Origin of the sequence: Streptomyces sp. NPDC006335, assembly GCF_040612795.1 — a bacterium.
Lineage (GTDB): Bacteria > Actinomycetota > Actinomycetes > Streptomycetales > Streptomycetaceae > Streptomyces.
Genome location: NZ_JBEXQX010000011.1, coordinates 66,978 through 80,639 on the forward strand (window position 1 = coordinate 66,978; position 13,662 = coordinate 80,639).

The following is a 13,662-nucleotide window of genomic DNA, read 5'->3' on the forward strand; positions in this document are numbered from 1 at the left end:
GCTGTCCGGCGCCGTCGATGACGGCACGGCACGGTGTCGGTCGAGCAGGACGTGCGACCGGCCTGCTCGACGGAGGAGCTTCCTGCGCTCAGGAAGTTCCCGGCGCATCCGCCCCCCCGAACCACCCGTCCCCCTCCTCAGGCGGCGAGCGTCTCGTCCGACCCCAGTCGGTCCAGGAGCTCGCCCCGGTGCAGCTCGGCCACCGTCGCGAGCAGGTCCGGGTGGCGGAGCAGGGCGGCGGCATCGCGGTCCGTCGTGTCCGGGGCCAGCAGACGGCGGAACGCGGCCGGTGAGCCCGTCGTGTGTTCACCACCCGCGATGTCGGCGACCGCCCGTTCGGCCAGTTCGGGGTCGGTGAGCAGACAGGCCGCCCAGCTCGCCACCACCTCGTCCACCCAGGTGCGCCAGGCGTGCTCCTCGGCGTCCTGGTCGGTTGCGGTGTCCGCGCCGGTCACCCAGTCGAGGCGGGCGGAGCCGCCCGGGCCTGCCATGCCGACGAGCGCGGCGTCCATCGCCGTCGGATAACGCAGCCACGCGGCGACCGTCACGGCCTGCCGTGCCTGCACCTCGCACAGCGCGGCGGCCAGCGCGCCGCCGGCCGGCGGGTAGGCGCGGGTCAGCCAGTGGGCGGTCGCCGCGATGACCGGGGAGAGATCTGCTTGCACTGCCGGGCCGCCCGAGGTGCCGGTGGGACAGGGGACTGCGCGAAACGGTAGCCCGCGCCCCCGCCAGGAGGACATGGCTCCGGCCTCACCCGGCACGTGGCTTCGGCCACACCGGCTCCCTTCGCGCGCCTACGCCTCCAGCCAGAACCGGGTGCGCTTCAGCCACAGCTCCAGCAGCTCCGAGTCCCCTCGGATCTCGACGCCGGGGGCCGGGCGGGCGTAGAGGAAAAGGAGCAGGTCCGTCACCGGTCCGCGCACGATCACGGCGGCCTCGCCGGTCCTGCGCCGCCACGCCGGCCGCTCCCCGGTGAGGTCGAGCAGCCACTCCCCCGCCGCTCCCGCGTCGAAGGCGACGGTCCGGCCTGGCCCGAGCAGCTCAGGCACGCCCGCCAGGGGCTCGTAGGCCTCGGGCACGGTGGAGAACTCCAGCCACTCCTCCACGGCGTCCACCGCGAGAGGCTCCTCGACCACGAACCGAGCCCCGGTCACGAGGGCCGCGTCGGCCCGGTGCAGGAGGGTCTCGTACGTCATGCGCCGGGCCCAGAACATCGCGGACTGCTGGACCAGTTGCTCGTCGGCGGGGGTCCACACCGGCACGTCCGGCCCGGCCGCGCGCAGGGTGCCGGCCAGCCTCGTGGCGCCCTCGACGAGCCAGCCGCCGAGCCCTGAGCCGTCGAGGTGGGCGTAGGCGGCCGGGTCGTTGACCATGTCGTCGTCGATCGGCTCAGTGGCCCGGGTCCGTACGACGTCCTCCGCCCACCGGTGGTCACCGCCCACGTGCCGCAGGAGCCGGCCGAGGTCCCAGCCGGGGCAGGTGGGCACCGGAACGGTCGGATCGGCGCCCTTGACGTGAAGGGCGAGCAGGTCGGTCTGGGCGACGATCGCGTCGCAGTACTCGTCGAAGGTCAACAACGCTTCCCCCATCGCCGCACGATTCGTCATCCCTGCCACTTAACCTGACTCCCTCGAGCACCACCACTGAATAGAGGGAGACACGGCCATGCTGGTCAGGGCGGGGAACACTTGGCTTCGGATGGCCCATGTGGCATTGCTCGCGAGTGTGCTGACAGGCTGTTCGCAGGCCGCCGAGGGGGACGACTCGGAGGCGTCCGCGCGCCCGTCGTCGACGACGGCGACCGCGAAGCCCTCCGGCCCGGACGACACGGCCGTCAGCAGTGGCGGCACGATCGGCGCCGCCGGCTCGGCGTGCGAACTGCCCGTCACCTTCGACACGGCGAAGGGCTGGAAGGCGGAGGCGGTGAAGGCGGAGCTGAGCCAGGGGCCCGTCACCCTGGCGTGCGAGATCGACGCGAAGCCCGCGGGCAACATCGGCTTCCTGCGCGTATGGGCCGGAAAGCCGGGTGACGCCGACGCCCGGACCGTGCTGAAGGCATTCCTCGCGGCCGAGGACGGCGTGAGCAAGGAGAAGTACGGCACCTTCACGTCCGGCGGCCTGTCGGGGGTGAAGGTCGAGTACCTGTACGCCAGTGAGCTCCTGGACGAGACGAAGAAGGAGAGCGCCTTCGCCGTCGCCACCGCGGACGGGCCGGTGGTGGTGCACCTCGGCGGGCTCGACACCGACGAGCACGAGGAGATGCTCCCGGCGTACGAGCTCGCGCGGCGCACCCTGCGCACCGCCTGAGCCGGGGGCCCGGCGTCAGGCCTCCGTTCCCGTGTAGAACGCGATCGTCGCGGCCGCCGTCCTCGTCGCCGTCTCCCGGTCCGCTCCGGAGGCGGCGTACGCCTCGCCCCAGCCCTCGCCCGAGCCGGTGATGAACGCGCTGCCCTCGGGCGTGGTGTGCCAGGTCGCGGCCTCCTCCTTTCCGAGGCCACCGCCCGCGAGGTGCAGGGCGAGTCCGTAGAGCCCCAGGTCCCAGCCGACTCCGACGGCCCCGGGCCCGAACTGGTCCCAGAAGTCGTCCGGTACGACGGCCACGTGCTCCAGTTCGAGGACCGTGCGCTCCCCCTGCTCGGGTGTGAGACGCACCTCGACCTCGCTGAAGCCCGGGTCGGGGCCGTACAGCCAGCTCACCCGCAGCCGTTCGGGTTCCACGCACTCGAGGATCTCGCCGCCTGCGTTGCCCTCCAGCTGGTAGCGGCCGCCGACCTTGAGCTCGCCGGTGACCGGCATGAACCAGCGTGCGATCCGCTCGGCGGAGGTCACCGCGTCCCACACGTCGGCGATCTCGGCGTCGTACGTGCGGCGCAGCAGGACCGTCCGGGCCTCGCCGGACTCGACCTGCCGGGTGCCGACCCGCCGGTGCATACGGTTGATCGCGTCGGCGATCTCACTCATGCTCGCTCACCTCTCCTTGCAGCCTGCGCTCGCGCTGTCCCCGCGCGAGCTCCGTTCCGAGCGCGTCGAGCCGCTGGTCCCAGAAACCCCGGAAGCGCTCCAGCCAGGCGTCCACCTCCCTGAGCGGGGCGGCCTCGACGGCGTACAGCCGCCGGTTGCCGTCGGCGCGCACGGAGGCGAAGCCGCTGTCCCGCAACACTTTCAGGTGCTGCGAGACGGCCGGTTGGGAGATCCCGAACTCGTCCCGGATCACGGCACTGACCTCGCCCGACGCCTGCTCGCCCGAGGCGAGCAGTTCCAATATCCGGCGCCTGACCGGGTCCCCGAGTACGTCGAACGCGTGCACGCGCCCCACTATGCCACCCAGCGCTTATATAAGCCAAGGCTTATGCATCAGTGGGGGCCGCGGAGTGTTCCGCGGCCCCCACTGCGGGAAGGAGGAGCGACGGTCAGGCCGGCGCCGCCTCGGGTCGCAGCATGGGATGGCGCGCCGAGATCTCGTCCGGCACGGCGAAGGCGTCGGTGAGTGTCAGGGCGTGCGGCACCAGCGCGGCGACGGTGGCCTCCAGGACCTCCGGCAGGTACCGGACCTGCTCGGCGGTCAGCCGCTCGTGCGCGAGCAGCTCACCGCTGTGCGCGGCCACGTACCGCAGGGCGAACAGCCGGTGGAGGTGTTCCAGCAGGAGGGCCACCTGCGGGTCGGCGGCCTGCGCGGCCGCGGCGAGGAGTTCCTGTGCGGCCAGCCGGTGGACGTGGGCGTCGACCAGGGACAGCGCCGCTCCGGAGGCACCGTTCCAGCGGTCGAGAGGCGAGCCGACCCGCTTCGCGCGCAGTCGCACCCGGGCCCGCTCGTGACGTATTCGCTCCAGATCTCCCATCAGGTCGTGCAGGTGGGCCGGATCGTGCAGGCTCCGGGTGGCCGGGGGCACCTCACTGGAGGGCAGCGGGGTGAAACCGCCCAGCAGCATCTCTCCGGCGGCCTTGACCCAGATGACGGTGTTGTCGCCCTCCGCGGTGATCGTGCCCTCGTTGGCCGCGAGCTGTCCCGCGATCCCGTTGGAGAGCAACAGGCCCTGCGCACCGCAGCGTTCCCGGCACTCGGTCATCACGGCGCGGGCCTGCCAGGTGATCCAGCCCTTGGCGACGGCCACCAGCCGCTCGGCCTCCTCGCGCTCGCCCTCCGCCGCCCGCGCCCATCGCCGTACGACCTCCCGCTGGAGCAGGGTGGCGGCGTAGGTCGTCGCGAGCGCCTCCACGAGCGGGGCGTGGTGGGTGCGATGGGAGAACAGCGGCACCCGCTGCCCGCTGGTCATGCCCGAGGTGACCCGCTGGTGGGCGTGGCGCACGGCGACGGTCAGGGCGTGCCGCGTCACCCCGAGGCTGTAGGCGCTCATGCACAGCTTGCCCATGGTCACGCGGCCGATGGAGCGCAGGAAGCGTTTGCGCGGGCTGCCCAGGCAGGAGACGAGTTCACCTTCGTCCGTCAGCCGGCCGTGTTCCCCCTGGAGCATGGCCGTCCGCGGCAGCCGCACCCCGTGGAAGGAGGTGGCGCAGTGGTCGACCGGACTGCTGGCCGTCTGGGGCAGCAGCTCCACCTCCACGCCCGGCAGATGGCGGCCGTTCGCGTCGGTCAGCGAGGTCAGGAAGAGGAAGACGCCCTGGTCCTTGCCGTCGATCACCAGACGGGCGGCCACCAGGGCGTCCTTCGGGCCGCCGGCCACGGAGGTGTTGGGCATCCATTTGCGCGCCCCCCGCGTCGGAGTGGTGAGCACGAATCCGCCCGTCTCCCGGTCCAGGGTCGCGGTGGTCTCCAGTTGGGGGGCGTCGTTGCCGTGCGCCTGCTCGGTGCACAGGAACGTGCCGATGCGTTCCATCCGGAGATAGGGGCCCAAGTCCCGCCCCTCGTGGTCGTGTTCGAGCAGACTGCCGAGGAACAGGTTGTAGTGGATGCTGGCGAGCGTGGTCATACCGGCGTCCACCACCCCCGCCCACTCGTGCAGGGCGCTCAGGGCGACCGGGTCCCGCGCCAGGGCCTGGGGATCGGGCACCGCCGCGTTCACTGTGCGTAGGCGTTGATAGGACAGTTCCGTGCGCTCCTGATGGGTCAGCCCCTCATGGAAGGCGAACACGTCGGAGCTGAACAGGCGGCGCCAGGGCTCGTGGATCTCTGCCTGCGCGCCGAAGAGGAGGTGCCGGATCGCGGCCGTCTCGGTCAGTGGGGGTGTGGTGACGGGGAGTTGAGAGGTGATCACAGCCGCAACGTAGCCCTAGGCGCCCTCTGATCACATCATGATCATCACCACGATTGAACAGCCGGGCATGGTGGTAGTTACCCCTTAAACGGCCTCTCTAATACCACAAGCCACGATCTGCACAAGGGTGATTCCCCTCCCACGCGGCACTTTACGCCCGCGTGACGGAGCGACTTCGGTCACCACCCCGGCGTGTCGCCGCGGCGGGGCAAGCCGTCTTGATCCGTGATCCCCTCAAATGCCCTGCGGAACCCCCCACTTGACGGAGATCGCGGGGAAGCCGGGATCATAACGCCCTGCGCCCGGGCCTGCCGAACCGATCACCATCCGCTGACGCGGCTCCAGAAGGCCTGGACGACCGGCACGCCCGCCGTCGTCCGTGAGCCGTCGACGACGTGGTAGCCGTGGTGCTGGGCCGCCGTGGCGCAGGCGTGGTTGGGCAGGACGCGCAGGCGGGTGCCGATGGGCAGGTCCGGCAACAGGGTGCCGTCGCGGGCGGTGAGGGTTCCGTGCTCCTGACTGGCGGCCGTCATGACCAGGCCCGGCATCACCGTGCCGTCGAGGTCCGCGACCAGGCCGTACCCCTGGTCCCGGGGCTGGGCTGCGGTGCCGCGGTCGCGGGACATGGCCATCCAGCCGCCGTCGGTGAGGATCCACCCGTACTCGGGGCGGTGGCCGATGACGGTGACGACGACCGACAGGGCGAGGTCGTCGACGCGGCAGACACCGAGACCGGCCATCACCAGATCGAAGAACACGTAGTTGCCCGCGCGCAGTTCGGTGACCCCCGTGAGGTCCTCGGCGGCGTGGGCGGTGGGGGTGGATCCCACACTGACGGTGGACACGGGCAGGCCCGCCGCGCGCAGCCGCTCGGCCGCGGCGACGGCACTGTCCCGTTCGTTCCTCGCGGCCAGGCGCTGCTCCTCGGCCGTGAAGGCGAAGTAGGACTCGCCCGCGTGGGTCAACACCCCGTCCAGGCAGCCCGCTTCGTCCAGGATGCGGCCGATGTCGAGGAGTCCGGACGCATCTGGCCTGACACCGCCGCGGTGACCATCGCAGTCGATCTCGATCTGAGCGGGGACGCGCGATCCGGCCCGGCGGCAGGCCTCGGCCACGAACTCCGCCTGCTCCACGCTGTCCAGCAGTACGCGCAGGGTGATCCCACGTCGCAACAGGGCGAGGACACGCGGGAGTTTGTGGGGATCGATCCCCACGGCATAGGTGATGTCGGTGTGACCGCCGTCGGCGAACGCCTCCGCCTCGGCCAGGGTGGACACCGTGACCGGGCAGGGCCGGTCGCCTTCGTGCAGGAGAGCGGCGACATCGAGGCTCTTGGCCGTCTTCACGTGCGGCCGCAGGGTGACGCCGAGCCGCTCGGCCCTGGCCGCCAGCCGCTCGACGTTGCGCCTGACCTTGTGGACGTCGACGACGGCGAACGGCGTGTCGGGATCGGCCAGGGTCCGAGCGGCGGCGCTCGCAGGGGCCTGAGCAGGGCCGACAGATGTCACAGGGCTCACACGCTTCACAGGGAGACGTCCATCTTCTCGAGTAGGGCCACGCCCAAGAAACAGGTCCTGCGCTGCGACCTCGGAGCTGTCGAAGCCGCGCCCACGCTCCGGGCCTGTTCGGGCAGGTCGCAGAACTCCCGGGCGCGGGCGAACAGTTCGGGCGGGACTTCCCGCCACCAGGAGTCCTTCACTTCGTGTAGTTGTAGACGGTCGCCCGGGACACGCCGAGCAGATCCGCGATGGTCTGCGCCGCGTCCCGCGAGTCGAAGTAGCCGCCCCGGTGCAGCCGTCGTACGAGCTCCTTCTTGTCCCCCCTGCTCAGCGACCGGGGCGTGGCGGCGCGTTCCGCGGCCAACTCCTCGACCGTGCGGCGCAGTTCGCGTGTGGTGCGGTCCCGCAGGGTCTCCAGGGGCTGCTCACGGTGCTCGGCGGCCGTGGCCACGAGGTTGGACAGGGCGAGCGTCACGGGTGACAGCACCGACACGTCGAGATTGAGGCACAGGGCCGCGATGTACTCGCCGGCCTCGTTCTTGATCCCGATGGACGTGCTCTTGGCCGGGCGGCCGTCGGGGAACCGGTTGGGATAGTTTTGGATGACGCTCGGATACTCCGGATCGGCGATGCGTGCCAGTCCCAGCTCGGTCGCGGAGTCCCCGACCCGGCGGCCGGAGAGGTTGTTCTCGATCGCCCGGATCGCGTGACGCGGATCCCGCAGGTCGTGCAGCACCACCTCGCACAGGCCCGGAAACATCCGGCCGAGCGCGACCGCGATCTTCTCCGCCTCACCGATGAGGTGCTCGTCCCCACCGTCAACGACGCCTTCCACCACCGGCGCTCCGCCCCTGGCTCACGTAGATTGATTGTCTAGTTCTGAACATTCAGCCTAAGAGTGCGACCGGCGGTTGTCCAGCGGAGTGAGCCAGGTGTACATATGAGCCGCCCGGGTGCGGGCCGGTGTCCTTGTGGCGCATTCTTGCTGTGTCGCCCGTGGGACGGTGCTCGGACTAGGTAGGGCCGATGACTGGGAGCGTCGAGGAGGCACACCCGACGGCCGGGCGGCTGACGGCGCTGCTGATCGACGCTTCGACGGAGGCGGTCAGTGCGGCCGACGGCCACGCCGGAGGGGTCTATCTGCGCTCCCGCACGCCCGGACTGCTACGGCTCGCCGTCCTGTCGGGACTGCCCGGACCGCTGTTCCGCCCCTGGTGGCGCCTGCACGTCGACCGCCCCTTCCCCGTCGCCGACGCCTACCGGCTCGGTGTCCAGGTGGTCCTGCCGAACGCCACCGAGACGATGCGGCGCTACCCGCAGTTCGCCGCCGGACTCCCCTTCCAGTTCGGCTCGCTCTACGTGCCCGTCGTCGCCGGTTCCACGACCTACGGTGTGCTGACCGTGCTGCGCCCGGCCGTCACCGACGCCGCCGAGGTGCTGTCGGGCCGCGACCGTGTCGTACGCCTCGCCCAGGAGCTGGGCGAGGCGCTGCGAGACCTGGAGGACGGCGACCCGGACCAGGTCGCCTGGGAGGGTGAGCCGGTGTGTCTGCGGCCCCCGACCGCCTCCACGTCCGTGGGACGCGTCGGACGCTTCGCCTGGGACCCGGAGACGGCCGCCATCACGCTGGACGAGGACCTGCACACCCTCCTGGGGGTGCCGCCCAGCGAGTTCGCCGGCACCGTCGAGGCGTTCGCCGAGTCCGTGGCCCCCAGCGACGCACACCGCATCCTGGCCACCCTGCGGGACACCGCCGCGGGCCGCCCTCCGGCACTGCCCCTCTACCTGCGCGACGAGGACGGCGCCCTGCGCCTGCTGGACCTGTGGAACGCCTACGAACCGCCCGCCGCACCCGCCGTGCGGGGCGTCGTAGTGGCCCCGGGGCCCGCCCCCACGGCGGACTCGGCGGCCGACCTGCTGCCCGACGGCGTGTTCTGCGTGGACCGGCTCGGCCTGGTCGTCTACGCGAATCCGCGCGCCGCCCAGCTCCTCGGCCGCCCCCGCTCCGAGCTCGTCGGCCGCGACCTGTGGGAGGCCGTGCCCTGGCTGGCCCGCCCCGAGTTCGAGGACCACCTGCGAGCGGCCCTCCTCACCCCGGACCCGGTCCACTTCCATCTCGTACGACCACCCGGACGGGGGCCCGAGACGGGGCCGAACGTGCGGGACGCCTCGGCGAAGCACATGTTTCGGGAGCCGCAGACGGGGCCGGCCGCACGGGACCCCGAGACGGGGCCGACCGAGCCGCAGCCCGAGATAAACCCGCTCGGGCAGGACGCCGAGGCTGGGCCGAGCGTGGGGGAGCCCGAGACGGGGCCGAGGACGCTGGAAGCCGGGTCACCGCGGTCACTTCAGGGTGCCGGGGCACCGCCGTACCCTCAGGGCTCGGAGTCCCCGCCGCCCGCCCACCACACCGGCACACCGTCCTCCGCGCACCACGCTCAAACGCCGCCCCCCGCCCGCCCCACCGAGTCACCCCGCCCCGCTCCCGACCCCGGACCACCCCCACCCGCCGCCCACCGCACCGCAACCCCCCTCACCGCCACCACCCCCGGTCAGGACACCGAGCCACCCCCGCCCGCTCCGACCACCGGTCCCGCCCCCCAGCCGTACGAAGGCGACTGGCTCGCGCTCTCCGTGCATTCCGGGCCGGACCGGCTGACGTGTACGGTCCGGCCCGCGAGCCGGGTGGCGGACAGCCCCGCGGGGCACGGCGCCGAGGTGTCCGAAGCCGGTGTGAGCGCGCTGGCGCCCCTGTACCGGCCGATCGCGCTGGCCATCGCCCTGACCGAGGCGGCCACCGCCCGACAGGTGTCCGCGGTCGTGATGCGGGAGCTGCTGCCCGCGTTCGGCGGCCGCCGGCTCGCGATCTACCTCCTCCAGGAACGGCATCTCTACCTGGAATGGGAGACCGGCTTCCCCAAGGGCTTCCTCGCACCCTTCGACGGCGTGGACCTGGGCGCACACCTGCCCGGCGTGGAGACCCTCACCACCGGCCGGCCGCTGTTCTTCGACTCGATGGAACAGCTCACGGCCGCCTACCCCGGGATCGCCCTGGACGCCACCGAGGGCGCCCGGGCGTTCCTGCCGCTGATCGCCTCCGGGCGCCCCGTCGGCTCCTGCATCCTGGGCTTCGACCGGCCGCGCAGCTTCAGCACCGAGGAACGCACCGTGCTCACCGCGCTGGCCGGACTCATCGCCCACGCCATGGAGAAGGCGCAGCGCTACGAGTCGGAGACCGTGCTCGCCCGGGGCCTCCAGCAGGCGCTCCTGCCCCGCCGTCTCGCGGCGCATCCGCTGCTGGAGACCACCGGGCGTTATCTGCCGGGTACCGCGGGGATGGAGGTCGGCGGCGACTGGTACGACGTCGTCGAGTCCGGCGACGGGCTGGCCCTGGTCATCGGGGACGTCCAGGGGCACGGGGTGCAGGCGGCGGCCACCATGGGCCAACTGCGCAGCGCGGTCAGGGCGTTCGCGCTCGGCGACCGGCCGCCGGACGAGGTCATGAGCAGCACCAACCATCTCCTCATCGACCTCGACCCCGGTCTGTTCGCCAGTTGCTGCTACATCCGGCTCGACCCGGCCACCGGGCTGGCCAGGGCGGCCCGCGCCGGGCACCCTCCGCCTCTGCTGCGCAGCCCCGACGGCCGCACCCGGGTCCTGGACCTGCCCGGCGGGGTGGTCCTGGGGGTGGCACCGCGGGCCCGCTACCCGGTGACCGAGATCCAGATGGAGCCCGGCGCGATCCTGGCGCTCTACACCGACGGGCTGGTGGAACGGCCCGGCAGCGACATCGACGAGGGGATCTCCGCCCTGCGGGTGGCCCTCGCGAAGGCCGGCGCTCCGGCTGCCCGGCCGGGCAGCCGACTCCTGGCGGGCGTCGCGGACCGGCTCACGGCGACCGCCCGGCACGCCCAGGACCGCCCCGACGACATCGCGCTGCTGCTCGCCAGCCGGCGGGCGGCACCGTCCGGATCACCATGAGCAGGGTCTGGAGGGTTTGTTCATGTTCTGTCACAGGGTGTGACGCCCCTCGCCTCCTGGGGCGCGGCAGTGTAGACATGGGCACATGGTCCGACTCCTGGGCCGCTTCGGGGGCGGGTCGGCCCGTCGCCCCGGCGGTCCCCGCCCACCGCAGACACCCGACGACGCTCGCGACCGGCACGAGGCCCCGCTGAAGGGCAGTTCGCCCACGCGGGCGGAGCGCGACGGGGGCCGGACGCGGCGGCGGCCGGGAGCACTGCGGGCGGCGGTCGGCGGACGCAGCGTGGCCGGACAGGTGTTCGTCCTCCAGGTCGTGATCGTCCTGCTGCTGGTCGTGGCCGCCGTGGTGGCCCTGGTGCTCCAGGTGCGGCACGACAGCACCATCGAGGCCCGCAACCGTTCGGTGGCCGTGGCCCAGGCCTTCGCCAACGCCCCTGGCACCGTCGAGGCCCTCGCCGGCCCCGATCCCTCGGCGGTGCTCCAGCCGCGTGCCGAGGCGGCCCGACTGGCGACGGACGTGGACTTCATCGTCGTCATGAACACGGACGGCATCCGGTACACGCACCCCAAACAGGACCGCATCGGCAAGAAGTTCGTCGGGGACATCGCCCCCGCGCTGGCCGGACGCGTGGTGACCGAGGACATCACGGGCACCATCGGACCGCTCGTGCAGGCTGTCGTCCCGATCAAGGCGAACGGCGGCAAGGTCGTCGGGCTGGTCTCGGCCGGTATCACCACCGCCAAGGTGGGCGGCACCGCCGACCAGCAGGTGCCGCTGCTCCTGATGGCGGCCGCGGTCGGGCTCGCCCTGGCCACGGCGGGCACGGCGCTGGTCAGCAGGCGGCTGCTGCGCCAGACGCACGGCCTGGGCCCGCACGAGATGACCCGCATGTACGAGCACCACGACGCGGTGCTGCACGCCGTGCGCGAGGGCGTGCTGATCGTCGGCGGCGAGGGCCGGCTGCTGCTCGCCAACGACGAGGCCCACCGGCTGCTCGACCTGCCCGCCGACGCCGAGGGCCGGCACGTCCTCGACCTCGCGCTGCCCGCCGACACCGCCGACCTGCTGGCCTCCGGACGGGTCGCCACCGACGAGGTGCACCGGGTCAAGGACCGCCTCCTGGCCGTCAACCAGCGGCCCACCGACATCCAGGGCGGCCCCGCGGGCAGCGTCGCCACCCTGCGCGACTCGACCGAGCTGCGGGCCCTGTCCGGACGCGCCGAGGTGGCCCGCGAGCGCCTCGACATGCTGTACGACGCCACGGTGGGCATCGGCACGAGCCTGGACGTGACCCGCACCGCGGAGGAACTGGCAGAGCTCGCCGTACCGAGGTTCGCGGACTTCGCCACCGTCGACCTCTTCGACGCGGTGCTCAGCGGCGGCCAGCCGGAGGCCGCGACCACCCTGCGCCGCACCGCGCTCAGCGGCATCCGCGAGGACGCCCCCCTGTACAAGGTCGGCGAGCGCATCCCCCTGGTCGACTCGGCTCCGCAGGCCCGCGGCATCAGCAGCGGCCGGGCCGTCCTGGAGCCGCGGCTCGCCGAGGCCACCGGGTGGCACGCGCAGGACCGGGAGCGCTCCGCCCACGTCATGGAGTACGGCATCCACTCGCTGATCGCCGTCCCCCTGCGGGCCGGCAACCTCGTCCTGGGCACGGTCAGCTTCTGGCGCTCGGACAAGCCCCAGCCGTTCGACACCGAGGAGGTCGCCCTCGCCGAGGAACTCGTCACCCGGGCCGCGGTCTCCATCGACAACGCCCGCCGCTACACCCGAGAGCACACCATGGCGGTGACGCTCCAGCGCAGTCTCCTGCCGCGCCGGCTGCCCGAGCAGGACGCCCTGGACATCGCCTACAAGTACCTGCCCGCGCAGGCCGGGGTGGGCGGCGACTGGTTCGACGTGCTGCCGCTGTCCGGGGCGCGGGTCGCGCTCGTGGTGGGCGACGTCGTGGGCCACGGACTGCACGCGGCGGCCACGATGGGCAGGCTGCGCACGGCGGTGCACAACTTCTCCGCCCTCGACCTGCCTCCGGACGAACTGCTGTCACTGCTCGACGAGTTGGTCGCCCGCATCGACCAGGACGAGGCGGAGGAGAGCGGCAACTCCCCCGTCACGGGCGCGACCTGCCTGTACGCCGTCTACGACCCGGTCTCCCGGCTGTGCACGATCGCCCGCGCCGGCCATCCGCCGCCCGCCGTCATCCACCCCGACGGCAGCGTCGAGTACCCCGACGTGCCCGCAGGCCCCCCGCTCGGCCTCGGCGGCCTGCCGTTCGAGACGGCCGACCTGGAACTCGCCGAGGGCAGCCGCCTGGTGCTCTACACGGACGGGCTCGTGGAGGACCGCGAGCGGGACATCGACGTCGGGCTGGAGCTGCTCCGCACCTCCTTGGAGCAGGCGGGGCCCTCGCCCGAGGACACCTGCCGGGCCGTACTGGACGCCCGGCCGCCGTCCCGGGCCACCGACGACATCGCCCTGATCGTGGCCCGTACCCGGGCACTCGCGGCCGATCGGATCGCCGAGTGGCAGGTCCCCGCAGACCCGGCGGCCGTCTCGGACGTACGGGCCGCCGTGTCGCGGCAGCTCGCCTGCTGGGACCTGGACGACCTCGCGTTCACCACGGAGCTGATCCTCAGCGAGCTCGTCACCAACGCGATCCGTTACGGCGGCGACCCCATCCACGTCCGCGTACTGTACGACCGCACCCTGATCTGCGAGGTCTTCGACAGCAGCAGCACGTCACCGCATCTGCGGTACGCGGCCATGACCGACGAGGGTGGTCGAGGACTCTTCCTCGTGGCGCAGCTCAGCGAGCGCTGGGGAACCCGGTACACCCCGGCCGGCAAGGTCATCTGGGCGGAACAGCCGCTGCCGTGACCCGGTTCGCCACCCCTGCCCGCTCATAAGGTGATCTTATGAGTCCATAGATCGGACCCGCGTACCGACTTAGGCTTGCCTCAGTTTAGGC

Annotated in this window: 10 protein-coding genes; 3 read left to right on the forward strand and 7 right to left on the reverse strand. The window is 72.4% G+C overall.

Going from position 1 to position 13,662, the window contains the following annotated elements; all coding sequences use genetic code 11:
* Nucleotides 1-137: 137 nt before the first annotated feature.
* Together ABZ098_RS28105 and ABZ098_RS28110 are read right to left on the reverse strand one after the other, a co-directional pair.
* Nucleotides 138-665, reverse strand: a complete 528-nt coding sequence (locus ABZ098_RS28105) for a hypothetical protein (RefSeq protein WP_356595738.1) — start codon at nucleotides 663-665, stop codon at nucleotides 138-140.
* A gap of 129 nt (nucleotides 666-794) precedes the next feature.
* The gene (locus tag ABZ098_RS28110; RefSeq protein ID WP_356596065.1) at nucleotides 795-1,589 is read right to left on the reverse strand and encodes a maleylpyruvate isomerase family mycothiol-dependent enzyme; all 795 of its coding nucleotides are present in this window, start codon (nucleotides 1,587-1,589) and stop codon (nucleotides 795-797) included.
* Nucleotides 1,590-1,665: 76 nt separating this feature from the next.
* Between ABZ098_RS28110 and ABZ098_RS28115 the strand changes: the two genes are divergently transcribed.
* Entirely contained in the window at nucleotides 1,666-2,307 is a 642-nt protein-coding gene (locus ABZ098_RS28115; RefSeq protein ID WP_356595740.1) for a lipoprotein, read from the forward strand.
* Between the two features lie 15 nt (nucleotides 2,308-2,322).
* On the opposite strand, the gene ABZ098_RS28120 is transcribed toward ABZ098_RS28115, so the two are convergent.
* From ABZ098_RS28120 to ABZ098_RS28140, 5 genes are all read right to left on the reverse strand, one after another.
* Nucleotides 2,323-2,961 (reverse strand): SRPBCC family protein, encoded by a 639-nt coding sequence (locus tag ABZ098_RS28120; protein WP_356595742.1) that lies wholly within the window; start codon nucleotides 2,959-2,961, stop codon nucleotides 2,323-2,325.
* The gene (locus ABZ098_RS28125) at nucleotides 2,954-3,316 is read right to left on the reverse strand and encodes a metalloregulator ArsR/SmtB family transcription factor (RefSeq protein WP_356595744.1); all 363 of its coding nucleotides are present in this window, start codon (nucleotides 3,314-3,316) and stop codon (nucleotides 2,954-2,956) included. Before ABZ098_RS28125 ends, ABZ098_RS28120 begins: the two co-directional genes overlap by 8 nt.
* A gap of 94 nt (nucleotides 3,317-3,410) precedes the next feature.
* Nucleotides 3,411-5,213, reverse strand: coding sequence for an acyl-CoA dehydrogenase (locus ABZ098_RS28130; protein WP_356595746.1), 1,803 nt, complete (start codon nucleotides 5,211-5,213; stop codon nucleotides 3,411-3,413).
* A 320-nt stretch (nucleotides 5,214-5,533) separates the two neighbouring features.
* Nucleotides 5,534-6,721 carry a DSD1 family PLP-dependent enzyme gene (locus ABZ098_RS28135; protein ID WP_356595748.1) on the reverse strand — a complete coding sequence of 396 codons (1,188 nt, stop codon included), beginning with the start codon at nucleotides 6,719-6,721 and terminating at the stop codon, nucleotides 5,534-5,536.
* 187 nt (nucleotides 6,722-6,908) lie between these two features.
* Entirely contained in the window at nucleotides 6,909-7,550 is a 642-nt protein-coding gene (locus tag ABZ098_RS28140) for a PAS domain-containing protein (RefSeq protein WP_356595750.1), read from the reverse strand.
* Between the two features lie 188 nt (nucleotides 7,551-7,738).
* On the opposite strand from ABZ098_RS28140, the gene ABZ098_RS28145 reads away from it, so the two are divergent.
* Both ABZ098_RS28145 and ABZ098_RS28150 read left to right on the forward strand, forming a co-directional pair.
* Nucleotides 7,739-10,693 (forward strand): SpoIIE family protein phosphatase, encoded by a 2,955-nt coding sequence (locus tag ABZ098_RS28145; protein WP_356595752.1) that lies wholly within the window; start codon nucleotides 7,739-7,741, stop codon nucleotides 10,691-10,693.
* An 85-nt stretch (nucleotides 10,694-10,778) separates the two neighbouring features.
* Nucleotides 10,779-13,571 (forward strand): SpoIIE family protein phosphatase, encoded by a 2,793-nt coding sequence (locus ABZ098_RS28150; protein WP_356595754.1) that lies wholly within the window; start codon nucleotides 10,779-10,781, stop codon nucleotides 13,569-13,571.
* Nucleotides 13,572-13,662: the final 91 nt, after the last annotated feature.

What these genes read in the sequence shown, in the direction of transcription:
- ABZ098_RS28120 (WP_356595742.1), bottom strand. Translation starts at nt 2,961, where the DNA reads ATGAGTGAGATCGCCGACGCGATCAACCGTATGCACCGGCGGGTCGGC.
- ABZ098_RS28150 (WP_356595754.1), top strand. Translation starts at nt 10,779, where the DNA reads ATGGTCCGACTCCTGGGCCGCTTCGGGGGCGGGTCGGCCCGTCGCCCC.
- ABZ098_RS28115 (WP_356595740.1), top strand. Translation starts at nt 1,666, where the DNA reads ATGCTGGTCAGGGCGGGGAACACTTGGCTTCGGATGGCCCATGTGGCA.
- ABZ098_RS28110 (WP_356596065.1), bottom strand. Translation starts at nt 1,589, where the DNA reads ATGGGGGAAGCGTTGTTGACCTTCGACGAGTACTGCGACGCGATCGTC.
- ABZ098_RS28145 (WP_356595752.1), top strand. Translation starts at nt 7,739, where the DNA reads ATGACTGGGAGCGTCGAGGAGGCACACCCGACGGCCGGGCGGCTGACG.